The 22,433-nt window shown below is 61.0% G+C and carries 19 protein-coding genes; 10 read left to right on the top strand and 9 right to left on the bottom strand.

The window, feature by feature from the left end; genetic code table 11:
• Positions 1-78 precede the first annotated feature (78 nt).
• Both JTP94_RS03310 and JTP94_RS03305 read left to right on the top strand, forming a co-directional pair.
• Positions 79-1,200, top strand: coding sequence for an alkene reductase (locus JTP94_RS03310; protein WP_204849141.1), 1,122 nt, complete (start codon positions 79-81; stop codon positions 1,198-1,200).
• On the top strand, positions 1,197-1,925 hold the full coding sequence (locus JTP94_RS03305) for an SDR family NAD(P)-dependent oxidoreductase (RefSeq protein ID WP_204849140.1): 729 nt from the start codon (positions 1,197-1,199) through the stop codon (positions 1,923-1,925). The genes JTP94_RS03310 and JTP94_RS03305 overlap by 4 nt, the downstream gene beginning before the upstream one ends.
• 21 nt (positions 1,926-1,946) lie before the next feature.
• Here JTP94_RS03305 and JTP94_RS03300 read toward each other — a convergent pair whose 3' ends face one another.
• Complete coding sequence (locus JTP94_RS03300) at positions 1,947-2,246, bottom strand: hypothetical protein (protein ID WP_204849139.1); 300 nt, start codon at positions 2,244-2,246, stop codon at positions 1,947-1,949.
• 136 nt (positions 2,247-2,382) lie between these two features.
• Here JTP94_RS03300 and JTP94_RS03295 point away from each other — a divergent pair, with 136 nt between their 5' ends.
• Complete coding sequence (locus JTP94_RS03295) at positions 2,383-3,453, top strand: LacI family DNA-binding transcriptional regulator (RefSeq protein WP_246754647.1); 1,071 nt, start codon at positions 2,383-2,385, stop codon at positions 3,451-3,453.
• A gap of 57 nt (positions 3,454-3,510) precedes the next feature.
• On the opposite strand, the gene JTP94_RS03290 is transcribed toward JTP94_RS03295, so the two are convergent.
• Complete coding sequence (locus JTP94_RS03290; protein ID WP_204849138.1) at positions 3,511-5,673, bottom strand: mechanosensitive ion channel family protein; 2,163 nt, start codon at positions 5,671-5,673, stop codon at positions 3,511-3,513.
• 174 nt (positions 5,674-5,847) lie between these two features.
• On the opposite strand from JTP94_RS03290, the gene JTP94_RS03285 reads away from it, so the two are divergent.
• On the top strand, positions 5,848-6,801 hold the full coding sequence (locus JTP94_RS03285; protein ID WP_204849137.1) for a hypothetical protein: 954 nt from the start codon (positions 5,848-5,850) through the stop codon (positions 6,799-6,801).
• 75 nt (positions 6,802-6,876) lie between these two features.
• Here the strand turns inward: JTP94_RS03285 and pncB are convergent, their stop codons facing one another.
• From pncB to JTP94_RS03250, 7 genes are all read right to left on the bottom strand, one after another.
• Positions 6,877-8,181, bottom strand: a complete 1,305-nt coding sequence (gene pncB / locus JTP94_RS03280) for a nicotinate phosphoribosyltransferase (protein WP_204849136.1) — start codon at positions 8,179-8,181, stop codon at positions 6,877-6,879.
• Positions 8,182-8,528: 347 nt separating this feature from the next.
• Complete coding sequence (locus JTP94_RS03275; protein ID WP_204849135.1) at positions 8,529-9,488, bottom strand: glyoxylate/hydroxypyruvate reductase A; 960 nt, start codon at positions 9,486-9,488, stop codon at positions 8,529-8,531.
• An 11-nt stretch (positions 9,489-9,499) separates the two neighbouring features.
• Positions 9,500-11,137: an ABC transporter ATP-binding protein gene (locus JTP94_RS03270; RefSeq protein WP_204849134.1), complete on the bottom strand. Its 1,638-nt coding sequence runs from the start codon at positions 11,135-11,137 to the stop codon at positions 9,500-9,502.
• Complete coding sequence (locus JTP94_RS03265; RefSeq protein ID WP_204849133.1) at positions 11,134-12,288, bottom strand: ABC transporter permease; 1,155 nt, start codon at positions 12,286-12,288, stop codon at positions 11,134-11,136. Before JTP94_RS03265 ends, JTP94_RS03270 begins: the two co-directional genes overlap by 4 nt.
• Positions 12,288-13,379: a microcin C ABC transporter permease YejB gene (locus JTP94_RS03260; RefSeq protein ID WP_204849132.1), complete on the bottom strand. Its 1,092-nt coding sequence runs from the start codon at positions 13,377-13,379 to the stop codon at positions 12,288-12,290. The genes JTP94_RS03265 and JTP94_RS03260 overlap by 1 nt, the downstream gene beginning before the upstream one ends.
• Positions 13,380-13,550: 171 nt before the next feature.
• On the bottom strand, positions 13,551-15,404 hold the full coding sequence (locus JTP94_RS03255; RefSeq protein ID WP_204849131.1) for an extracellular solute-binding protein: 1,854 nt from the start codon (positions 15,402-15,404) through the stop codon (positions 13,551-13,553).
• 109 nt (positions 15,405-15,513) lie between these two features.
• Positions 15,514-16,140 carry a TetR/AcrR family transcriptional regulator gene (locus tag JTP94_RS03250; RefSeq protein WP_204849130.1) on the bottom strand — a complete coding sequence of 209 codons (627 nt, stop codon included), beginning with the start codon at positions 16,138-16,140 and terminating at the stop codon, positions 15,514-15,516.
• Between the two features lie 44 nt (positions 16,141-16,184).
• Between JTP94_RS03250 and JTP94_RS03245 the strand changes: the two genes are divergently transcribed.
• The 6 genes from JTP94_RS03245 (at position 16,185) to dapB (ending at position 22,336) form a co-directional block, all read left to right on the top strand.
• Positions 16,185-16,754, top strand: a complete 570-nt coding sequence (locus JTP94_RS03245) for an isochorismatase family protein (protein ID WP_204849129.1) — start codon at positions 16,185-16,187, stop codon at positions 16,752-16,754.
• A 144-nt stretch (positions 16,755-16,898) separates the two neighbouring features.
• On the top strand, positions 16,899-17,957 hold the full coding sequence (gene mepA, locus JTP94_RS03240) for a penicillin-insensitive murein endopeptidase (RefSeq protein WP_204849128.1): 1,059 nt from the start codon (positions 16,899-16,901) through the stop codon (positions 17,955-17,957).
• Between the two features lie 99 nt (positions 17,958-18,056).
• A complete protein-coding gene (locus tag JTP94_RS03235) occupies positions 18,057-18,437 on the top strand; it encodes a methylglyoxal synthase (protein ID WP_204849127.1) in 381 nt (126 codons plus the stop codon).
• A gap of 34 nt (positions 18,438-18,471) precedes the next feature.
• Positions 18,472-19,494, top strand: a complete 1,023-nt coding sequence (locus tag JTP94_RS03230; protein ID WP_204849126.1) for a glucokinase — start codon at positions 18,472-18,474, stop codon at positions 19,492-19,494.
• A 163-nt stretch (positions 19,495-19,657) separates the two neighbouring features.
• On the top strand, positions 19,658-21,496 hold the full coding sequence (locus JTP94_RS03225) for an ABC transporter ATP-binding protein (protein WP_409456581.1): 1,839 nt from the start codon (positions 19,658-19,660) through the stop codon (positions 21,494-21,496).
• 15 nt (positions 21,497-21,511) lie between these two features.
• Positions 21,512-22,336: a 4-hydroxy-tetrahydrodipicolinate reductase gene (dapB, locus tag JTP94_RS03220; protein WP_204849124.1), complete on the top strand. Its 825-nt coding sequence runs from the start codon at positions 21,512-21,514 to the stop codon at positions 22,334-22,336.
• Positions 22,337-22,433: the final 97 nt, after the last annotated feature.

Here is a 22,433-nt window from a genome sequence, read left to right as displayed (position 1 = left end):
GACACTCCCGAGACCGAATCGCCGCTGACAGGCCCTTCCGCCCCGGGGAGCAACATCAGCTCCAGGCAGGAGAATTTTATGACAGTCACTTTATTTTCACCGCTTGCCGTCGGTCTCTATGAACTCGCGCATCGCATCGTCATGGCGCCGTTGACCCGCATGCGGGCGAGCCAGCCAGGCAACGTACCTTCCGCACTGAACGCAGAATATTACGCGCAACGTGCGACCGAGGGCGGGCTGATCATTTCCGAAGGCTCGCAGATTTCTCTCGCCGGACAAGGCATGCCGGCAACGCCCGGCATCCACACGATCGAACAGATCGTCGGCTGGAAAGCGGTAACGGACGCGGTCCACTGCAAGGGCGGCAGGATCTTCCTGCAGCTCTGGCATGTCGGCCGCATCTCGCATTCCTCACACCAGCCGGGCGGCGCTCCGCCCATCGCCCCTTCCGCCATCGCCGCCAAGGGACAGGCTTTCACCGCTTCATTCGAACGGGTGCCCTTCGAGACGCCGCAGGCGATCGACATCGATCTCATGCCGCTGCTGATCGACGTCTATGCGCAGGCCGCCGCCAATGCCAAGCAAGCCGGATTCGATGGTGTCGAGATCCACGGCGCCAACGGCTATCTGATCGAGCAATTCCTGCAGGCGCGCACCAACCAGCGCACCGACCAATATGGCGGCTCGATCGAGAATCGCACGCGGCTGCTGCTCGAAGTCGTCGAGGCGGTTTCGAAGGTCTGGGGTTCGGAGCGCGTCGGTGTCCGGCTCTCGCCTTTCGGCATTGCCAATGACAGCGGTGAGGACGACCCCTTGCGTCTCTACGGCCATATCATTCGCGAGTTGGACCGGCTGCACCTTGCCTATCTGCATCTGATCGAACCGCGCGCCAGCGGTGCCGGCCACGCCGAGGTCGACCATAAGAATGTGCCATCGGCGGCGGAGCTGTTTCGTCCTGCCTGGTCGGGCACATTGATCGCAGCCGGAAACTTCCGGCCGGAGACCGCCGAAGCAGCACTTGCCGCCGGGCATGCAGACGCCATCGCCTTCGGCCGCCTGTTCATCGCCAATCCCGACCTGCCGGAGCGCATTCGCCGCGGAGCTCCGCTCAATCCCTATCATCGCCCGACCTTCTACGGCGGCGGTGCCGAGGGCTATACCGACTATCCAACGTTCGATGCCAGGGAGGCCGCCGAATGAGCACGCCAAGCGCCGTCATCGTCGGAGTGGGAGCGGAACAGGGGTTGGGTGCAGCGCTCTGTCGGCTTCTTGGCAACAAGGGCTATCATGTCATCATCGCCGGCCGGACACCGGCCAAGATCGACAAGGTTGCCGAGACCATCAGGGCCTCCGGCGGCAGCGCCGAGGCCATCGAAACGGATGCAACGGACGAAGCTGCTGTCGTGCGGCTGTTCGAGCATGCCTTTGCGCCGCCGGACGGCATCGCTCCGCCCGATTTCATCGTCTTCAATGCCGGGATCAATCGACCGATCGGCTTTCGCGATCTGACGGCCGCCCAATTCGAGGAGTTCTGGCGCATCTGCTGCTTCGGCGGCTTTCTCGTCGGGCGCGAGGCGGCCCGCCATCTCGTGCCGCTCGGCCGCGGCACCGTGATCTTTACCGGCGCTTCCGCCAGCCTGCGCGGCAAGGCGGGCTATGCGCAATTCGCAGCCGCCAAGGCGGGGCTCAGAATGATCAGCCAGAGCATGGCGCGGGAGTTCGGGCCGCAAGGCCTGCATGTCGCCCACACCATCATCGACGGCGGCATTGACGGAGAGCGGCTGCGCGCGCGGCGGCCTGATATGGATGCCAGCGGATTGCTCAATATCGACGCCATTGCCGAAAGCTATTGGCATATCCACCGCCAGCATCCCTCGGCCTGGACACAAGAACTCGACCTGCGCCCCTACAAGGAAAATTTCTGAAGCCGGCAAGCGAGGCGCATCCTAGCAATTCCGCGAGAGCGCTTTCGCGATGTTGAGAAATTTCGGCTGCATGACATCGCATTGATTGCGATGGTCGGCGGTGGCGTCGCTCTCGACCTCAGGCGGTTCGCTCGGAATCGTGAAGGACCATGCGGACGGGCGCTTCCGGCGACGGCGGAAGAGGCGAGCGAGACGGCCGAGAATGCCCGGCTCGAGCACGCGATCCTTATCCGGAGTCGATGGCGGCTCGACCGCATTCGGGTTGTCGGGATCGCCCCAGTGATCGCTATAGAGATCCTTGAAGAAATGGTTGGTCAGCATTGGCTCTACCTTTTGAATCGATTCAATATCGATTCGGATTGGTTGACTTGAATCGGTTCAATTCTACGCCTGAAAGTTTCGTTGTCAAGCGGAATTGAACCGATACAATTTCCTGCTACAGTGCACGGGAACGAAAATGGAGAGGCTATTGGTCAAGGGCACGATCAAGCTCGCGGATGTCGCCAAGGCGGCGGGGGTATCGCAGGGAACGGCCTCCAATGTTTTCAGCCGGCCCGATGTGGTGCGCGAGGAGGTGCGCGAACACGTCCTCGAGACGGCCAGGCAGCTCGGATATCCGGGCCCCAGCCTCACGGGGCGGTTGTTGCGGGCCGGAAAGGTCAACGCGATCGGCGTCGCGGCGGTGGAGCCGCTCGCCTATTTCTTCGACGATCCCTGGGCAAGAGCGTTATTGGCGGCCGTTGCCCAGGTCTGCGATGCCAGTGGCACCGGGCTTGCGCTCGTTTCGGCCAAGGACCGGCAGAAGCTGGACTGGAACATCAAGAGCGCCCTGGTGGATGGCTTCATCCTGTTATGCGTGGAGGGCGGCGAAAAACTCGTGCAGCTGACGCGCGAGCGACAATTGCCCTTCATTGCCCTGGCATTGAATGACGATGATTCGTCCGTTCCGTCAGTCAGCGTCAACAATGTCGGCGGCGCTGCTGCAGCGGCCGGGCACCTGGCGGAACTGGGCCACCGGCGCTTTGCCGTGCTTGCCACCGAATTTTCCGACGATCACGTCGGGCCGGTGGGCATCGCCGAGATCGAGCAGGCGATCTATTCCACCTCGCGCGATCGTACCATCGGCTATTGGCAGGCGCTCGAGACGTTCGGCATCCGGCGTCAGGATGTTCCGATCTACGAGACGAACAACGACAAGGCGAGCGTCGAGACCGGTCTCGAACATCTGTTTTCCGCGCCGGAACCGCCGACCGCCATCCTCGCAATGTCCGATAATATCGCAATGCTGGCCATGAACTGGCTCGCAGCTCGGGGGCTTTCCGTTCCCGAAGACGTCTCCATCGTCGGCTTCGATGGCGTGCCCGAGGGCGGCATGACGGCGCCGGGCCTGACGACGATGGCGCAGCCCTTTGCCGAGATCGCGGAGCGCGCGGTAAGGGCGGTTCTCGAGGACGCCATGCCGGTCGAGCGCGAAATGATCGACGTCACCCTGGTGGTGCGCGGCAGCACCGCGGCGCCGAAGTCATGACACCGAGGTAAACGAAATTCGCTAGTTCCATTGCTTGCCTCGGCGGGCCAGCGGGCGCTAACCCGCTTGCTGCGCGCCGTCGACGGTTGCAGCACGCATCTCGACGAGCTGCCGGGCAGCGGCGGCGGGAGCATCCTTGTCACTTGCCACCTGCACGGTCGGGAAGGCGAACTGAATGCCGTTTTCATCGAAGGCCTGCTTGATCAGCGCCAGCGCGCTGCGGCGGATGACAGAGACTTCGTTGGGCTTGGCGGTGAACGCCAGCCTGATCTCGATCGCGAAATCGCCGAACTGTTCGACACCCTTCATCTTCAGCGTCTGGATGATGCTCGGCGCCAGTTCGGGATCGTCGAGCAGGCGCTGGCCGATATCCTTGATGATCCGCTTCATCTTCACCAGATCGGTATCGTATGTGACCTTGACGATGATCTTATCGATTGCCCAATCGCGGTTCATGTTGTTGACCGCGCCGAGCGAGCCGAAGGGGATGGTCGCCAGCGGCCCGCGCTGGTGACGCAGCTTGACCGAGCGCAGGCTGAAAGACTCCACCACGCCCTTGTGATTGCCGCTTTCTATGTATTCTCCGACACGGAAGGCATCGTCCCAAAGATAGAAGATGCCGCTGATGACATCCTTGACGATGGCCTGGGCGCCGAAACCGACCGCTACGCCGACGACGCCGGCACCGGCGATCAGCGGTGCGATCTGGACACCGAGCCCCGACAGCACCATCATGATCGCGATGATTACGATAACGACCGCAAGGATATTGCGGAAGATCGGCAGCAGCGTCTGCAACCGGGCGCGACTCGCCTTCATCTCCTCGGAATCGCTGTCGGCGGGCAAGGATTCCATCAGCTTGGCGTCGATATAGGTTTTCATCAGATGCCAGACGAGATCGGCGACCAGCAGGATGACGATGCCGCCCAGAACGCCGCGCGCGATTCGCCCGATGATTGATTCACTGCCGCTCATCATCGCGTAGGCCTCGACACCCAGCATCCGCCCCAGCCAGAGGACCGCGAAGGTGATGATCAGCGCGCGCACGCCGCGATCGAGAAGCACGGTTGCCAACTTGCCGGCGCCGAAAATGCCATCGGCCGCATCATGCAGCGCCTCGATGGCCCGCGTGGATACCGAGAGAACGCGCGGCAACAGGATCGCATAGATGCCGAGCCAGAGAAGGCCGTCGAAACCGGCGACCCACAGGCACCAGAGGGCCACGAAGAAAATCGTCAATAGCCAGGAAATCGTCTTCGCCCCACGTTCCTCCGACGCGACGGGTCTTGACCACACGGCCGTCACGGCGATCAGAAACAGGCCGATGCCGAGTGCATAGCCGATGAGATCCCGGGCGCCGGCGGAAAATTCGAGTGACGTGACAGCCTGCATGATCGCCCAACCACAGGCAAAATAGACAGCAAACAGGGTGCATCGCCGATACCAGTATCTTGCCACGTGCCGCCGTTCGGCTATGCGGGCGGTACCGCTATCCTCGTCCAGAACATCGTTCGTTCGGCGCATGGCGATCAACTCCATCAGCAGTTTGCCGATGGAAATCACGAGCCTGATGGAAACCAGCGCAATGACACAGGCGATGGCGAAGCTTTCGATGGCCGGCGGCCAATCGAAAGCGAGCAGCGGAACCAGCGTCACCAGAGCATGAATGATCGCAGGCACAACCCCGCCCAAAAACTGGAACCGGGCAGCCTGTAACTCGGTCTCGATGCCGGCAGCCCTTTCGGTGCGTTGCATGTGCTTGGTATTGATGAAGCGCGCAACGGCGAGCTCTGCCACAAGTCCCAGGAAAAAAAGGATCACGATCTGGATGATAATGCGCAGGACACCAACCGCCCTGCCTTCTCTTTCAAGCTTTTCGGAGGCCGTCATCACCTCGTAAGGCAACGTCATCCCGGCGCCGGATACGACCTCCAGATGATGCCGCGTATGGCCGAGCATGCCGGACAGGACGGACATCTGGTCATTGTCGGACGTTCCGGGATCGCTGGCGGCGGGTTGATCGTTCAGCTGGGCACCAAGCCATTGCTTGACCTCCGGCTCGTTCATCAGCTGAATGAGTTCGCGAACCTTTTCCGGCGGCGGCGGCGGCGGTTGTGTCGCAGCCGTGTTTTGCGCAAGCGCTGTGAGAGGCGCGGCCAATGCAAAAAAACACAAAAGCAGTGTCCTGATCGACAGCCTGCTACCCCCGACACTCTTCATATGCGCTGCCCTTCCCGCAATCGGGCCGCCGGCCCGTTTTTGCAGACTATACGCCTTTTTTATGCGGGCAAGCAGGCACTTACGCTGATGGCGCGATCGTCGCCGTTGGCATTGCCCCGGAGCGGTTGCCGCGCTAGGTTCTCCGGCAATACCGTTTGGTGCTCGGGGACGCGCGTGTTCAATTTCCTGAAAAAGCTCTTCGGTAAAGGCAAGCAACCCGAGCAGAGGCTCTCGGCAACCGAACCGGTGAGCGCCACGCCAGTCAAGACGCTCGATCTGAACATTCCAGACGAAGCTTTGCAGGACGAAGCCCGCTTTGCGGCCTATCTGCAGGAGCGGCTGCCGTTTTTCGGCGACCTGATCAGGATCGACTATGATGCCGGCGCCGGCAGCCTGACGCTGCACAGCCGCAATGGCGACACGATGACGAAATTCCTGAGCAATGCGTTGCTGGCGCTGCGCGAGAAGCGCGGACAAGTCCGCGCGCAGGCGCTGATGAACTATCTCAACATGACCGAAGCCATTGATGACGGCGACGAGCTCGCCAAGATCCTGCCGGTCTTGAAGGCGCGCGATTTTGTTGACGTGGCGCGGCGACAGATGATCCAGGCCGTCAAGGACGAACCCGATCCGCCGCAATTCGTCTATCTCGACGAGGCGGAAAACCTGATCAAGCTCTTCGCCGTCAACGGCGAAACCACGGTCAGCTACGTGATGTCGACGGCGCTCGAAAGCTGGGGTATCGACGCCGAGGAACTGGCCGCGCTGGCACAGCTCAACCTGCAGAAATTCCTCGACAAGACCGGCGTGCAGGTCGCCAAGCGCAGCCGCTTTCAATATGTCGAGGTGGACGGCCAGTTCGAATCCAGCATCGCTTTCCTGCCGAATTTCTGGGCGCAGGTGCAGGAGCAATCCGGCGGAGCGGCGCCGGTCGCGGCATTTCTTTCACGCGACAAGGTCTTCTTCACCCATGAAAACGACACCCTGGGCCTGCAGCTGCTGGAGCTGATCAGCGCCGATCTCAGCGAGGTGCCCTACGTTATTTCGCCGGATCAGTATCGTTGGGAGAACGGCAGGTGGACGCTGTTCAAACGCGTGGCGCCGATAGCGGCAGCTAAGCTCCACTAGAGCGATCAAGCTTTTCACGGAATCGCTCGATCGCTCTAGTGGCGCTATTTTCAGGCAATTCCGGACGAAAACGCTCTACACCAGCACTTCCTGATCGATGCGATCCTCGGCGCCGAAGAACTTCAGATAGCGCTCGACTTCCGCCGGTTCGCCTGTCGCCTTCTGCGGATTGTCCGAGAGCTTGACGGCCGGGCGGCCGTTGGCCTCGATGACCTTGCAGACGATGGAAATGGGGTTGAGGCCCTTGAGCTCGGTCGGCGCGCAGCCGGCGAAATCGTTGGTAAGATTGGTGCCCCAGCCGAAGCTCATGCGGACGCGGCCGTCGAAATGCTTGTAGGTATCGATGATCGCATTGACATCGAGGCCGTCGGAGAAGATCAGCAGCTTCTGGCGCGGATCGCGACCCATCTTCTTCCACCAGTCGATGATCTTCTCGCCACCTTCGATGGGCGGCGCGCTGTCGGGACGGAAGCCGGTCCAGTCGGCCACCCATTCCGGTGCATCGCGCAGGAACGAGGCGGTACCGAAGGCATCGGGCAGAACCACCAGAAGGTTGCCGCCATAGAGGCGGTTCCAGTCGCGCAGCACCTTGTAGGGCGCCTTGCCGAGCTCTTCGTCATTCTTGGCGAGAGCGGCCGCAACCATCGGCAATTCATGCGCATTGGTACCGACAGCTTCGAGATCGGAATCCATGGCGAGCAGCACATTGCTCGTGCCGGTGAAAGCGTGCGGCACGCCTTCCTTCAGCGCCTCGACGCACCAGCGCTGCCAGAGGAAACTATGACGACGGCGCGTACCGAAATCGGAAATGCGCAGGCCCGGCAGCTCTCTCAGCCGCTCGACCTTTTCCCACATCTTCGCCTTGGCGCGCGCATAGAGCACATCGAGCGTGAAAGGCCCGAGCGCTTTCAGCGCCGTGCGCGAGCGAAGCTCGTTGATGATGGCGAGCGCCGGGATTTCCCACATAGTCGTTTCCTTCCACGAGCCGTGGAAGTCGAGAATATACTGGCCGTCACGCTTCGACAGTTCATAGTCCGGCAGTTGGAAGTTCGACAGCCAGGTGAGGAATTCCGGTTCGAAGATCTGGGCGCGGCCGTAGAAGCTATTACCCGCAAGCCAGATCATTTCCTTCTTCGAAAGCCTCAGCGTACGCGCGTGATCGAGCTGTTCGCGCAATTCCCTCTCATCGATCACCTCCGCGAGCCGGACGCTCTTGGTGCGATTGATCAAGGAGAAGGTTGCGTCGACATCCGGATACAGCTTCCAGATCATCTGGAGCATCAGAAGCTTATAGAAATCCGTATCGATCAGGCTGCGGATGATCGGATCGAGCTTCCAGGTATGGTTATAGACGCGGGTGGCGATATCCGTCTTCGTCATGTCGTTCCTGCCCCGTCTCCTGCCCTGCGGACGTCATGCTTGCCGCCTGCCGACACATCGGCACGCGTATATCGTGCCTGTTATCAAAAAATGTTGAGCGAAAGTCCAGTCACTGAAAGAAAATTGATGCCAAAGCGACGGCACCACTTTCGAACATGCCCGGGCACGGCTGAACTCTGCCCACGAGCTCCATAGCTGCCAATGCCGAATGATATAGTGGTCGGCAGCGGCCATTCCAGCGAGGGTTAGAGCGGTTCAGCGATTCAAGGAATCGCCAAACCGCTCTATCTATTTATTTTTACGCAATTCCGGACGGAAAACCGCTGCGCACTTTTCCTGGAATTGCTCTAGTAACCCCGGCCGCGATCCACCAGATGCAGCAGCGGCTCACCGCGTTCGAAGCGGGTGATCTGTTCCTCGACATAGCGGAACAGCGCTCTTTCCTCCGACATGGCGGAATCATGCGGCGTGATGATGACATTTTCCAGACCCCAGAGGGGATCGTCCGCCGCCAAAGGCTCGACTGTAAAGACGTCGAGCGATGCTCCGCCAAGCACGCCAGTCCTGATCGCCGAGGCGATATCGGCCTGGACCTGGCTCTTGCCGCGGCCGGCATTGATGAACACCGGTTTGCCGAGAGCGCCGTCGCGGCGAAGCCTGGAAAAGAGCGAGGCGTCGTATAGCCCAGTTGTTTCCGGCGTCAGCGGCAGCAGCCCGACCAGAATATCGGTCCGTGCGAGAAAGGCATCCAGCTCGTCGGCATCGAAGGTTTCCATGCCATCGATCTGTTTCTTGTTGCGGGACCAGCCGATGACGTTGAAACCCATGACCTTCAGCTTGGCGGCGGCATCGCAGCCGAGCACGCCAAGGCCCATGACGCCGACGGTGACATCACCCGCCTCGGGGCCTTGCTGCTGAGCCCAGATGCGCTGACGCTGATTCCTGAAATGTCCGGGGACATCACGCAGGTGCATGAGGCATTGCATCACGACCCATTCGCTCATGCGCGTTGTCAGGCTGCGATCGACGAAACGGACGATCGGAATATCCGGCAGGCCGGCAATCGACATCATCGAATCGACGCCGGCGCCGCCCGAAAAGATGACCTTGAGATTGGGCGCACGCTCAAAAAGGTCGGCATCCGGCTTCCACAGAAGCGCATAGTCGACATGGCTCAGATCCGCGCCCTTGCTGGCGGGATCGGCCAGATTGATGCTGCCTCGATCCGCAAAGGCGGTCTCGAGCGCTTTGGCGACTGTCGCGGGATTGAATTTGAGGTCGACGAGAACGGGTTTTTTGGCGGGCATTGCGATGGTCTTCACTGCTGGATAGCGGCGGTGGGCACCGCCTCGATGTTGAAGGCGGCGGCGAGAAGCGCCTTGGTATAATCCTCTTTCGGCGCGCGGAAAATATCGGCCGAGGTGCCCTGCTCGACGACCTTGCCGAACCGCATGACGATCAAATCATTGGCAAGCGCCTTGACCACTTTCAGGTCGTGGCTGATGAAGAGATAGGCGAGGTCGTGCCGCCGCTGCAGATCGCGCAGGAGATCGACCACCTGCGCCTGCACGCTCATATCGAGCGCCGAGGTCGGCTCGTCCAGCATGACGAAACGGGGTTTCAGCACCATGGCGCGGGCGATGGCGATGCGCTGGCGTTGGCCGCCGGAAAACTCGTGCGGGAAACGCCAGCGAGTGGACGGATCGAGGCCGACTTCCTCCAGCGCCCAGCAGACGCGCTGGTCGCGCTCTTCAGCCGAAAGCGACCGTTCATGCACCTTCAGCCCCTCGGCGATGATTTCGCCGACCGACATGCGCGGGCTCAGCGAACCATAGGGGTCCTGGAAGACGACCTGCAACTGGTTGCGGAGCGGCCGCATCTCGCGGAAGGAATAGCCGGCTATATCTTGTCCGACGAAGGCGATGCGCCCCTGGGAGGAAATGAGCCGGGCCAGCGCCAGGCCGAGTGTCGTCTTGCCGGAGCCGGATTCGCCGACGACGCCGAGCGTCTGGCCGGCCCTGAGCTTGAGATCGATGCCGTCGACCGCCTTCACGTGATCGACGACCTTGCGCATGAAGCCCGCCTTGATCGGGAACCAGACACGAATATCACTGCCTTCCATGACCACGGGCTTGCTGGTGTCGCCAAGCGGCGGCTCGCCGCGCGGCTCGGCGGCAAGCAGATGACGGGTGTATTCATGCTGCGGCCGGGTGAAGACATCCTCGACCAGGCCGGTCTCGACGATGTGGCCCTTGGTCATCACGCAGACGCGGTCGGCGAACTTGCGGACGATGCCGAGGTCATGGGTGATGAACAGCATCGACATGCCATGCACGCCCTTGAGATCCCGCAGCAGTTCGAGGATCTGCGCCTGCACCGTCACATCGAGCGCCGTCGTCGGTTCGTCGGCGATCAGCAGTTCGGGACGATTGGCAAGCGCCATGGCGATCATTACGCGCTGGCGCTGGCCGCCGGACAGCTCGTGCGGATAGGCCTTGAGGCGCTTTTCCGGCTCGCGGATACCGACCTGGTTCAGGAGCTCCAGCGTGCGGCTACGGGCGGCCTGGCCGACGATGCCCTGATGCAAGGCCAGAATCTCGCTGATCTGCTTCTCAATCGAATGGAGCGGATTGAGCGAGGTCATCGGCTCCTGGAAGATCATGGTGATGTCGTTGCCGCGCACGGCGCGCAACTCGTTGTCGGATGCCTTCAAGAGATCCTTGCCCTTGAACAGGATCTCGCCTGAGGGGTGGCTGGCGGCCGGATAGGGCAACAGCTTCAGGATCGAATTGGCAGAGACGGATTTGCCGGAGCCGGATTCGCCGACCAGCGCCAAGACCTCGCCCCTGCGGATATCGAAGGAGATGCCATCGACGGCGGTCGACGTACCCCCGCCCTGGTGAAAGGCGACGGACAGATTGCGGACGGACAGCAAGGGAGTGGAATTTTCGCTCATCGGAACGTCTTCCTCGGATCGAAGGCATCACGCACGGCCTCGCCGATGAAAATCAGCAGCGACAGCATGATCGACATGGTGAAGAAAGCCGAAAGCCCGAGCCAGGGAGCCTGGAGGTTGGATTTGCCCTGGGCGATCATTTCACCCAGCGACGGCGAGCCGGGCGGCATGCCGAAGCCCAGGAAATCGAGCGAGGTCAAGGTGGAGATCGAACCGGACAGAATGAAGGGGACGAAGGTCAGCGTCGCGACCATCGCATTCGGCAGCAGGTGACGGTACATGATGGTGCGGTTGTCGACACCGAGCGCACGGGCGGCACGGACATATTCGAAATTGCGCGCCCGCAGGAATTCGGCGCGCACGACGCCGACGAGACCCACCCAGGAAAACAGCAATAATATGCCGAGAAGGATGAAGAAGCCGGGCGGCAGCACCGAGGCGATGATCAGCAGGATATAGAGCACCGGCATCGACGACCAGATCTCGATGAAGCGCTGCATCAACAGGTCTGTCCATCCGCCGAAATAACCCTGCACCGCCCCCGCGCAGACGCCGACAACAGCCGAGCAGATGGTGAGCACCAGGCCGAACAGCACCGATATGCGGAAGCCGTAGATCAGCCGAGCCAGCACATCGCGCGCCTGGTCGTCGGTTCCAAGCCAGTTGAAATTGCTCCAGTTGCAGTTCGGGTCGGCAACACCTCCCACATAGCCGGAGCAGCGCTGCTCCTTGCTCATCATCCAGAATGGCGGGGTCGGCGCCGACTTTCCTTGGGGAAGGTTGGAATTGGCGGTCTGATAGGAATAGTGGATCGGCGGCCAGAGCATCCAGCCATTGGCATTGATCTCATCCTGAATATCCTGCGCGCGGTAGTCCGTCTGCGCCAGGAAGCCGCCGAACTTCTCCTCCGGATAATCGACGAAGATCGGGGTCAGGATCTCGCCCTTGTAGGAGACGAGGATCGGCCGGTCGTTGGCGATGAATTCCGCACCGAGGGTGAGGACGAACAGAACCAAGAAGATCCAGAGCGACCAGTATCCGCGGCGGTTCGCCTTGAAATTCTCCCAGCGGCGCACGTTGGTCGGCGAGAACAGCCCCTTGCGCGGCGGCTTTACCGTCGTCGGGGTTGCCGGAGGGTTGCGTGCATCCATCACACATCCCTCCGCTCGAAGTCGATGCGTGGATCGATCCAGGTGTAGATCAGGTCGGAAACGAGGCTGACGACGAGGCCGAGCAGCGAAAAGATGAAGAGCGTCGCAAACACCACCGGATAGTCGCGCTGGACGACGGAGAGATAGCTGAGGCGGCCGAGGCCATCCAGCGAGAAGATGTTCTCGATCAGCAACGAGCCGGTGAAGAAGGCGGAGATGAAGGCGCCGGGAAAGCCGGCGATAACGATCAGCATGGCGTTTCGGAAGACATGGCCATAGAGCACGCGCCGTTCGCTGAGGCCCTTGGCGCGAGCGGTGGTGACATACTGCTTCTTGATTTCCTCGATGAAGGAATTCTTGGTGAGCAGCGTCGTGGTGGCAAAGGCGGCAAGAGACAGCGAGATCAGCGGCAGCACCAGATGCCAGAGATAATCGAGGATCTTCTGCCACCAGTTGAGATCGGCGAAATTATCCGAGACGAGGCCGCGCAACGGGAACCAGTCGAAGAAGGAGCCGCCGGCAAACAGCACGATCAGCATGATGCCGAAGAGGAAGCTCGGGACGGCATAGCCGATGATGATGACGCCCGATGTCCAGACATCGAAGGTCGATCCATCCTGCACTGCCTTGCGGATGCCGAGCGGGATGGAAATGGCATAGGAGAAGATCAGGATCCAGATGCCGAGCGAGATCGACACTGGCAGCTTCTGGCCGATGAGGTCGATGACCGAAGTATTGCGGAAGAAGCTTTCGCCGAAATCGAAGCGGATATAGTTCCACATCATCTGGCCGAAGCGCTCGAGCGGCGGCTTGTCGAAGCCGAACTGCTTGTCGAGCTTGGCGATCAGCTCGGGATCGAGCCCCTGCGCGCCGCGATATTTCGAGCCGCTGTCATCGGTCGCCTGCTGGGCCAGTATGTCGGTGCCGCCCGAAAGGCGGCCGGTGGCGTTGTCGCCCTGGCCGGTCAATTGCGCGATGACCTGCTCGACCGGGCCGCCGGGCGCGAACTGTACGATGGTGAAGGAAATGGCCATGATGCCGACGATGGTCGGGATCATCAGCAGCAGGCGTCTCAGGATATAGGCGCCCATCAGTCGGCCGCTCCCTCAAAGAGGAACGTGTTCTGCCAAGCCTCAATCCATCCGTCGTTCAAATCGTTCGTTCCCTTCCGCCGTATCGAACAGGCGCAGTCATGTGAGCCTGAAACCATCGAATCAGCCTGGGCATTTGGAGCCCAGCGCGCCCGTCATTGCAAGAGTCGCTCACTTTCCGGCGCTTTTCGACCACCAAACGTCGGGGAAGCCGATAGAGTAATAGGGCAGTTGGGCCGGATGTTCGAATTTGTCCCAATAGGCGATGTGGAAGCTCGTGGTATAGAAAAGCGGAACGACATAGTGATGAGCAAGCAGCACGCGGTCGAGCGCCCTGGCTGAGGCATCCTTGTCGGTAACGTCCTTGGCAAAGATGACCTTGGTGATCAGGGCGTCGATACCGGGGTCGGAAATGCCGGCATAATTGCGAGACCCTTGGCGATTGGCCGAGGCCGAGCCCCAGAAATCGATCTGCTCGTTGCCGGGATAGAGGGACTGCGCCCATACATTCCAGATCATGTCATAGTCGAAGCTGCGCACCCGATTGATGTATTGCGAGGAATCGACGGTTCGTACAGTGGCGTTGATGCCGATTTTCTTCAGGTTCTGGGCATAGGGCAGCACCCATTTCTCCACGAAAGGGCTGCCGAGCAGGATTTCGATGGAAAATGGCTGACTCGTCTGGGCGTTCACCATCTGATTGCCCTTCAGAACATATCCCGCCTGCTTGAACAGATCGAGCGCCTTGCGGAGATTGTCACGAGCCTTCTGCTGATCGCCGCCGACGGGATTGGTGTAGGGTGTGGTAAAGACCTCTGGCGGAACCTTGTCTTTGATCTCGTTCAGCAGTTCCAACTCCCGACCCTCAGGCAGTCCGGACGAGGCAAGCTTGGTGCCGAAAAAGAAGCTGTTGATGCGGCTATATTGATTGAAGGCGGTCGTGCGGTTCGATTCCTCGAAATCAAAGGCATAGTTCAGCGCTTCGCGAACGCGCACGTCCTGGAACTGGGCGCGGCGCAAATTCGGCACCAATGCCTGCATCACGCCGGCGGCGCGCAGGGGATTAGGCACTTCCTCGCGCTTGATGCGACCGTCCTTCGCGGCGGGGAAATCGTATCCAGTCACCCAACGGCTTGCGACATTGTCCTGCCAATAGTCGATATTGCCACCGCGGAAAGCCTCAAACTCGACGACGTCGTCGGTATAATAGGCATAGGAGATCGTCCTGAAATTGTCCTCGCCGACGTTGACGGGCAGATTCTTGCCCCAATAGTCGTCACGCAATTCATAACGAATGCTCGAACCGGGGGAGACCGACACGATCTTGTAGGGGCCAGAGCCCATGACCGGCTCAAGCGTCGTGCGGGAGATATCGCGGGGCTTGCCATCCGGGCCGGTTCCTTCCCACCAATGCTTCGGCACGATCGGAAACTGGCCGAGGATCGACGGCAGTTCGCGGTTGCCCTTCTCATTGAAGGAGAAAGTCACGTCACGATCGCCGGTCTTTTCGGCGCGCGTCACATGGCTGTAATAGCTGGTGAAAAGCGGATTAAGTTCCTTGGCTTTGTCGAAGCTGAAGATGACGTCCTCAGGCGTCACCGGCTGGCCGTCAGCCCATTTCGCCTCCGGCCGCAGACGGAAAGTGGCGCTGGAAATATCGTCCGGATAGGAAACGCCCTCGGCGAGCAATCCATAGGAGGAGGCGATCTCGTCGTCTGCCGATTTCAAAAGAGTATCGAAGACCAGGCCGGGACCCAAGGGAACTATGCCCGCAACCGGATTCCCCTTGAACAATACTGGATTGAGCGTGTCGAATGTGCCGTTGCTCGACTGCTTCAACTCGCCGCCCTTCGGCGCATCCGGATTGACATAATCGAAATGCTTGAAGCCCGGCTGGTATTTGAGGTCGCCGAGAACGGCCGTGCCGATGCGGAACTGCGGTTCTTCGGCTTGCGAGGGCGCTGGCAGGGCCAGCAGGCAAAAAAGAGAAAAGACCAAGCCTGCTCTCAACCGCGACAACGCCATTCATGATCTCCTGATGATTTCTAGGGAATCAGCATAGGACAAATGAGGGCAAAAAGCAGGACGCAATTGCTCACCTCTTCATAAAGCCGCCAATGGACGGTTCCTGAAATCAGGTCTTTGCCGCCGCTTCTTCGAGACGCCTTCGCAGCATCAGGCGCAATTCGCTGACGACGCGCCGGTCCTCGGCAGCTTCCGGTTCATTGGCGACAGCGACGACCATGCGCAACAACTCGAGAACGATGCCCGACATCAGGTCGACATCGTCCGCTATCGGCGGCTGCGCCTGCCGCAGGACGGTGGCGATCAATTCCTTCAACTCCGCCCGCGCGCGCGCCTTGCGGTCCTTGGGAATATCCCGACGCGTGGCGAGAACCGGAAATTCCGGAAATTCCTCTATGAACGCACCAAGCGCATCGAATATCGCTTCGCCGCCATCGGCTGGGGAAATGCCAGCGCTCCTCTCCACCATGCCCCGAAGAACCGCCTCCAGCCGCTCCAGGCGATCGACATGCAGCGCCTCGGCAAGCAAGAGCTTGGTCGGAAAGAACTGATAGAGCGAACCGATGGAGGAGCGCGCCTCGGCTGCGATCTCAGTCATCGTTGCGGCTTCATAGCCCTTTCGCGCAAAGACCTTTGCGGCCGCTTCCAACAGGACGACGACACGATCATGGCCGCGCTGCCGCTTCGGGGTGCGCGTCTTCAATTCTTCACTTGATTTTTGTGAGGTCATCCTCATATTTCCATTGTGAGGATACCCTCATGTTTCTCTTGGAGCTCCAAATGCCTCTTTACGATCCCCGGACCACCGCGCTTATTTCCATCGACCTGCAAGGCCTCGTTCTCAGCCGGCCGCTTGCCCCCTATTCCGCTCAACAGATCGTCGCGAATACAGTTGCCATCGCGAACAAGCTGAAGGCCGATGGTGGAACCACCGTTTTTGTAACGGTTGGATTTTCCCCGGACTATACCGACGCTGTCAATCAGCCCACCGACGAAACCTTCGCCCTTCCCGCCGGAGGCTTGTCGCCGGCCGCCCTGGCGGCACCCATCGAAATCGCGGCGCTGACGCCGGATGTCGCGATCGTCAAACGCCAATGGAGCGCCTTCTACGGCACCGAACTCGATCTGCAGCTTCGTCGCCGCGGCATCAAAACGCTGATCCTGACCGGTGTCGCCACCAATTTCGGCGTCGAATCGACCGTTCGCGATGCCCATGCGGCAAATTATGCCGTCATCGTCGCCGAGGACGCAGTGACGACTTTTTCGCCGGAAATGCAGGATTTCGCCTGCACGAAGGTATTGCCGCGACTGTCGCGTATTCGCAAGACGGAGGAAATCCTGGCAAATTGATCCGTCAGAAGTGACGGCCTAAGCGGGCGACGGACAGTCGCTCATCAGCCACCGGCGATTGAACGTGGATTACCCTCGCTTCCTTTTCAAGGTAATCTCGCCGCAAATCACTCGGCCTGTTCCGACCGCCTTTCAAGGATATGCATGGTTTCGCTCCTGGTTCGCACTTTCCAAACTATAGGCCAAACTATCGGCCAAACTCTCGGCAAATTTTCCCTCGCCGCCACGATCGGCATGGGCCTCATTGCCGGCGATGCACTGGCGCAGCAGGCGGGGCCGACGCCCGGCAGTGCCAAGGCGATCTTCGGGGCCGTGACGCTACCGACGCAGGGACCGCCGCAATCGATCGGCTTTTATGCCAAGGGTTGCCTTGCCGGCGCCGTGGCGCTGCCCGCCGACGGGCCGACCTGGCAGGCCATGCGCCTGTCGCGCAACCGTCGCTGGGGCCGGCCTGACATGATCGGCCTTCTCGAGCGCCTGTCACGCGATGCGGCGATGCGTGACGGCTGGCCGGGCCTGCTCGTCGGCGACATCTCGCAGCCGCGCGGCGGCCCGATGTTCAACGGCCATGCCTCGCATCAGATCGGCCTCGACGCCGATGTATGGCTGACGCCCATGCCTCCGCATAAGCTGACGGCTGCGGAGCGCGAGACCCTGCCCTTCACCTCGATGCTGGCGAAGGACAAGTTCCTGACCATCAACGACAGGATCTGGACGCCGGCGCATGCCCGTCTGCTGATGCGGGCGGCCAGCTACCCCGAAGTCGAGCGCATCTTCGTCAATCCGGCCATCAAGAAGAAGATGTGCGACACATGGACCGGCGACCGCAGCAATCTCGGCAAGCTGCGCCCGGAATATGGACATGACTCGCATTTCCATATCCGCATCCGCTGCCCCGCCGGCTCGGTCGGCTGCACGCCGCAGGCCCCGGTTGCGGCCGGCGACGGCTGCGACAAGACGCTCGCCTGGTGGCTCGGCCCCGAACCGTGGGCAAAGCCGAAGCCCGGCGCGAAGCCGCCGGCAAAGCCCCGCGAGGTCATGGTTTCCGATCTGCCCAAAGCCTGCCAGGCCGTGCTGGCCGCGCCGCCGGTCGCTTCCGTCCGCGCTGCCACCTTTGGCGCCACGGGTGCCGGCGCGTCGGCGGAAACGGAGACGATGCCGGTCTCCGGCAATACGCCGCCCGGCCAGATCCCGCAGCAGTGAGGCTTGGACGGTCCTTGCCGGAGCGGCCTTTCAAAGCTCCTGCTCTTGGTATAGAAGGCGGATAAATCGATTGAAAATACTGGGCGGAGCAAGAACTTCATGGCCGGCGGCAAATGCATCGCGCTGATCGCGCACGATCAGAAAAAGGATGCGATGGCGGAGTTTGCGCGGCGTAACGAAGCGGCCCTTGCCGATTGGCATATCGTCGCGACCGGCACGACCGGCGGCCGCGTGCTCGACGCCTGCCCCGATCTCAAGGTCACCCGCCTGAAAAGCGGGCCGCTCGGCGGCGACCAGCAGATCGGCGCGCTGATCGCCACCGGCGAGATCGACATGCTCGTCTTCTTCATCGACCCCCTCACCCCGCTGCCGCACGATGTCGACGTGAAGGCATTGACGCGGCTTGCCGTTGTCTACGACATTCCGATGGCGCTCAACGAATCCACCGCCGAGCGGCTGATCAAAACACTGAACCATTAATCCGCCTTGCCGGCGGCAGACGACGGACCTGGCCATGCCCGAGCTTAATCACAGCGATGCCCCCCTGCCTTTTCCGATTCTCATCGGCGATATCGGCGGTACCAATGCGCGTTTCTCGATCCTTGCCGATGCGAATTCCGAACAGGAGCATTTTCCTGTCGTGCAGACGGCGAATTTCGAGACGATCGACGATGCGATCAAGCTGATCCTCAAAAAGAGCAAGGTCCAGCCCCGCGCCGCGATCCTTGCCATGGCTGGCCCCGTGCAGGGCGATGAAATTCCGCTGACCAATTGCGACTGGGTGATCCGTCCGAAGACGATGATCGCCAATCTCGGCATCGAAGACGTGCTCGTCATCAACGATTTCGAGGCGCAGGCGCTGGCAATCGCCGACGTTGCCGACGAGCATCGCGAAACCATCGGCGAGACGCGGGATAGCATGGCTGCCTCGCGCGCCGTGCTCGGACCGGGCACCGGGCTTGGTGTCGCCGGCCTGATCCACACCCAGCATCAGTGGATACCGGTGCCGGGCGAAGGCGGCCATATCGATCTCGGTCCGCGCACGGAACGCGACCTGCAGATCTGGCCGCATCTGGAGGCCATCGAAGGCCGCATCTCGGCCGAGCAGATCATTTGCGGCCGCGGGCTGCAGAACCTCTATCATGCCATCTGCAAGGTCGACGGCGTCGAGCCGAGCCTGAAGGAGCCGGCCGATATCACCACCCATGCGCTTGCTGGCACCAACGCGCAGGCCGAGGAGACGCTGACGCTGTTCGTCACCTATCTCGGTCGCCTTGCCGGCGATATCGCCATGATCTTCATGGCGCGCGGCGGCGTCTATCTTTCCGGCGGCATCTCGCAAAAGATCCTGCCAGCGCTGCAGAAGCCGGAATTCCGCGCCGCCTTCGAGGACAAGGCGCCGCATAGCGAAATGATGAAAACGATCCCGACCCATGTCGTAGTCAATCCGCTGGCTGCGCTTTCCGGCCTTGCGGCCTACGCCCGCAAGCCGTCGAGCTTTGGGCTTGCGACCGACGGCCGCCGCTGGCGGCGTTGATCGCTTTCAATAGCCGATGGCGCATCGAAACTACTGACGCGCTATGCCTTTTTGAAGGAGCCGCCTTCCTCTATAATAAGGTCGGCTCCGAGATCGGCCTTAACCAGTGCGGCAGGCCGTCCCTAGCCAAAGCCGTCCTAACTCTTTATAGAGCCGCGGCAGCATGTGCCGTGCGCGGCTCACTTGGTTTGAGACAGGAAACCGATTTTTGAAGTCGCCCAACACGAAAAAGACCGATATCGACAGCGAAGCCATTACCGTTGTCCTGAAGCGCGTTATAGCTGAAAACGGCCGTGATCATGTCTGGGGCTATTCGGTCGCAATCTTTTGCCTCATTGTCGTCGCAGCATCCACAGCGATGATGGCCTTTGTTATGAGGCCGATCGTCAACGGCGCTTTCTACGAGCGCCGCGCCGAAGTCATGTGGCTGATTTGTCTTGCTATACTTGCGGCTTTTATAGCGCGTGGTTTTGCCGGCTATTTTCAATCGGTCATTCTGTCCAAGATCGGCAATGACATCATCGCTCGCTATCAACGGCGCCTCTATGCGCATCTGATGACGCTGTCAGTCGGTTTTTTCAGTGAAGCGCGCTCGGCTCAGATTGCCGCGCGGGTCAGCCAAAACGTTTCCGGCATCCGCGATGTGATGAACCTCGTCATCACGTCTACGGCGCGCGACTTTCTGTCATTCGTCTTTCTGCTCGGCAACATGGTCTATCAGGACCCATTGCTCAGCCTTATCTTTTTCGTCATTGCCCCACCTGTATTTCTGGCCTTGCGCCACATCTCCAAGCGCCTGCGCGCCGTCACGCGCGAGGCGGTCGTTCTCAACAGCCGCGTGCTTGGCGCGATGCAGGAAACCATTCAAGGCATTTCCATCGTCAAGGCCTTCACGATGGAGCCCGAACTCGACCGCAAGATCAACAAGCTGATTACGGCAGCAGAGAATCGACAAAACCGTATTGTTCGCATTTCCGAGCGTAACGGCCCGCTGATCGAAACGGTTGCCGGCTTTGCCGTCGCCGGCGTTTTTGCCTATGCCGCCTACCGTTCGATTTATGAAAATGTGCCGCCAGGCGCAGTGTTTTCCTTCATCGTATCGCTGCTTTTGGCTTATGATCCGGCCCGCCGCCTCGCGAAGTTGCAGACGCAGCTTGAACGCGCGGTCGTCAATGCACGGATGATCTACGAACTGCTCGACATGGAACCGCGCCAGCGCGATCTGCAGGACGCCAAGCCGCTTACCGTGACTGACGCCCGCATAGAGTTCCGCGACGTGGAATTTGCTTATGGCGACGAGGCGGTTCTATCCGGCGTTAATTTCACTGCCGAGGGCGGACAGACCACGGCGCTAGTCGGCCCTTCCGGCGCCGGGAAATCCACCGTCATCAATCTCATTCCGCGCTTCTACGATCCGAAGGCCGGCAGTATTTTCATCGACGGGCAGGACATAGCGCACGTTACGAAGCAGTCTCTGCGAGAGCAGCTCGCCTATGTCTCGCAGCAGCCTTATCTCTTCGAAGGTACGATCCGTGACAACATCCGCTATGGCCGCCCTGACGCGACCGACGCGGAGATCGAAGAGGCAGCCCGCCTGGCCTATGCCCATGATTTCATCGTGACGCAGCCGCAGGGCTACAACACGCCGGTCGGCGAAAACGGCGTGACGCTTTCCGGTGGCCAGCGGCAGCGCCTGTCGATCGCCCGCGCGCTGGTGCGCAACGCGCCGATCCTGCTGCTCGACGAAGCGACTTCGGCGCTCGACACGGAATCGGAAGCCGCCGTGCAGAAGGCGCTGGACGAAGCCATGAGCGGCCGCACGGTCGTCGTCATCGCCCACCGCCTGTCGACGGTCGTCCGGGCCGAGAAGATCATCGTCATGCAGAACGGACGCGTCGTCGAAGAGGGCAACCACGAGACGCTTGCGGAGGCCGACAATGGCCTTTACGCTCGCCTCAACAACCTTCAGCGGCCGGCCGTTTCCGGCAACTCCCGCAAATAAGACGATAGAGACGACATGAGCGACGATGCGATGAAGCTGGTGGTGGTTGGCGCGGCGGGCCGCATGGGGCAGGCTCTGATCCGCCTCATTCACGCCACCGAGGACCTGACCTTGCATGCCGCCGTCGCGCGTCCCGGCTCCGCCTTCATCGGCAAGGATGCCGGCGAGATTGCCGGGCTGGGGCCGATCGGCATTCCCGTCACCGACGATCCGCTTGCCGCCTTTCTGCATGCCGAGGGCGTCATCGATTTCACAACGCCGGTAACCAGCGTCACCTTCGCCGGGCTTGCCGCGCAGGCGCGCATCGTCCACATCATCGGCACGACCGGATGCACGGCGGAGGACGATGCCAAGTTCCAGGCGGCCGCCCGCCATGCCCGCATCGTCAAATCAGGCAATATGGGCCTCGGCATCAACCTTTTGAGTGTGCTCGTCGAGCAGGCGGCGCGCGCCCTTCCCTCCGCCGACTGGGATATCGAAGTGCTGGAGATGCATCACCGGCACAAGGTCGATGCGCCCTCGGGCACCGCGCTGCTGCTCGGCCAGGCCGCAGCCAAAGGGCGCGGCATCGATCTCGACGACAATTCCGTGCGCGTGCGTGATGGCCATACCGGCCCGCGTCCGGCTGGCACGATCGGCTTTGCGACCCTGCGCGGCGGCGGCGTGGTCGGCGATCACTCGGTCATCTTCGCCAGCGAGAGCGAGCGGCTGACCCTGTCCCACAGCGCCGGTGACCGTTCGCTGTTTGCCCGAGGCGCGCTGCAAGCGGCACTTTGGGCCCGCGACAAGAAACCCGGCTTCTATTCCATGCTCGATGTTCTCGGGCTCTCCACACGTTGATCCGATCCTGGAGCGGGTCGGCACGGAACTGCCGATCCGCTCCAGCCTTTTATTGTCTCGCAATTCCGGACGGAAAACCGCTACGCACTTTTCCTGG

The organism is Martinezella lusitana, from assembly GCF_016901135.1.
Taxonomy (GTDB): domain Bacteria; phylum Pseudomonadota; class Alphaproteobacteria; order Rhizobiales; family Rhizobiaceae; genus Rhizobium; species Rhizobium lusitanum_D.
This window is presented reverse-complemented; position numbering and strand designations above follow the sequence as displayed.

What these genes read in the sequence shown, in the direction of transcription:
- JTP94_RS03310 (WP_204849141.1), top strand. Translation starts at nt 79, where the DNA reads ATGACAGTCACTTTATTTTCACCGCTTGCCGTCGGTCTCTATGAACTC.
- JTP94_RS03305 (WP_204849140.1), top strand. Translation starts at nt 1,197, where the DNA reads ATGAGCACGCCAAGCGCCGTCATCGTCGGAGTGGGAGCGGAACAGGGG.
- JTP94_RS03300 (WP_204849139.1), bottom strand. Translation starts at nt 2,246, where the DNA reads ATGCTGACCAACCATTTCTTCAAGGATCTCTATAGCGATCACTGGGGC.
- JTP94_RS03295 (WP_246754647.1), top strand. Translation starts at nt 2,383, where the DNA reads ATGGAGAGGCTATTGGTCAAGGGCACGATCAAGCTCGCGGATGTCGCC.
- JTP94_RS03290 (WP_204849138.1), bottom strand. Translation starts at nt 5,673, where the DNA reads ATGAAGAGTGTCGGGGGTAGCAGGCTGTCGATCAGGACACTGCTTTTG.
- pncB (WP_204849136.1), bottom strand. Translation starts at nt 8,181, where the DNA reads ATGACGAAGACGGATATCGCCACCCGCGTCTATAACCATACCTGGAAG.
- JTP94_RS03275 (WP_204849135.1), bottom strand. Translation starts at nt 9,488, where the DNA reads ATGCCCGCCAAAAAACCCGTTCTCGTCGACCTCAAATTCAATCCCGCG.
- JTP94_RS03270 (WP_204849134.1), bottom strand. Translation starts at nt 11,137, where the DNA reads ATGAGCGAAAATTCCACTCCCTTGCTGTCCGTCCGCAATCTGTCCGTC.
- JTP94_RS03265 (WP_204849133.1), bottom strand. Translation starts at nt 12,288, where the DNA reads ATGGATGCACGCAACCCTCCGGCAACCCCGACGACGGTAAAGCCGCCG.
- JTP94_RS03260 (WP_204849132.1), bottom strand. Translation starts at nt 13,379, where the DNA reads ATGGGCGCCTATATCCTGAGACGCCTGCTGCTGATGATCCCGACCATC.
- JTP94_RS03255 (WP_204849131.1), bottom strand. Translation starts at nt 15,404, where the DNA reads ATGGCGTTGTCGCGGTTGAGAGCAGGCTTGGTCTTTTCTCTTTTTTGC.
- JTP94_RS03250 (WP_204849130.1), bottom strand. Translation starts at nt 16,140, where the DNA reads ATGAGGATGACCTCACAAAAATCAAGTGAAGAATTGAAGACGCGCACC.
- JTP94_RS03245 (WP_204849129.1), top strand. Translation starts at nt 16,185, where the DNA reads ATGCCTCTTTACGATCCCCGGACCACCGCGCTTATTTCCATCGACCTG.
- mepA (WP_204849128.1), top strand. Translation starts at nt 16,899, where the DNA reads ATGGTTTCGCTCCTGGTTCGCACTTTCCAAACTATAGGCCAAACTATC.
- JTP94_RS03235 (WP_204849127.1), top strand. Translation starts at nt 18,057, where the DNA reads ATGGCCGGCGGCAAATGCATCGCGCTGATCGCGCACGATCAGAAAAAG.
- JTP94_RS03230 (WP_204849126.1), top strand. Translation starts at nt 18,472, where the DNA reads ATGCCCGAGCTTAATCACAGCGATGCCCCCCTGCCTTTTCCGATTCTC.
- JTP94_RS03225 (WP_409456581.1), top strand. Translation starts at nt 19,658, where the DNA reads ATGTGCCGTGCGCGGCTCACTTGGTTTGAGACAGGAAACCGATTTTTG.
- dapB (WP_204849124.1), top strand. Translation starts at nt 21,512, where the DNA reads ATGAGCGACGATGCGATGAAGCTGGTGGTGGTTGGCGCGGCGGGCCGC.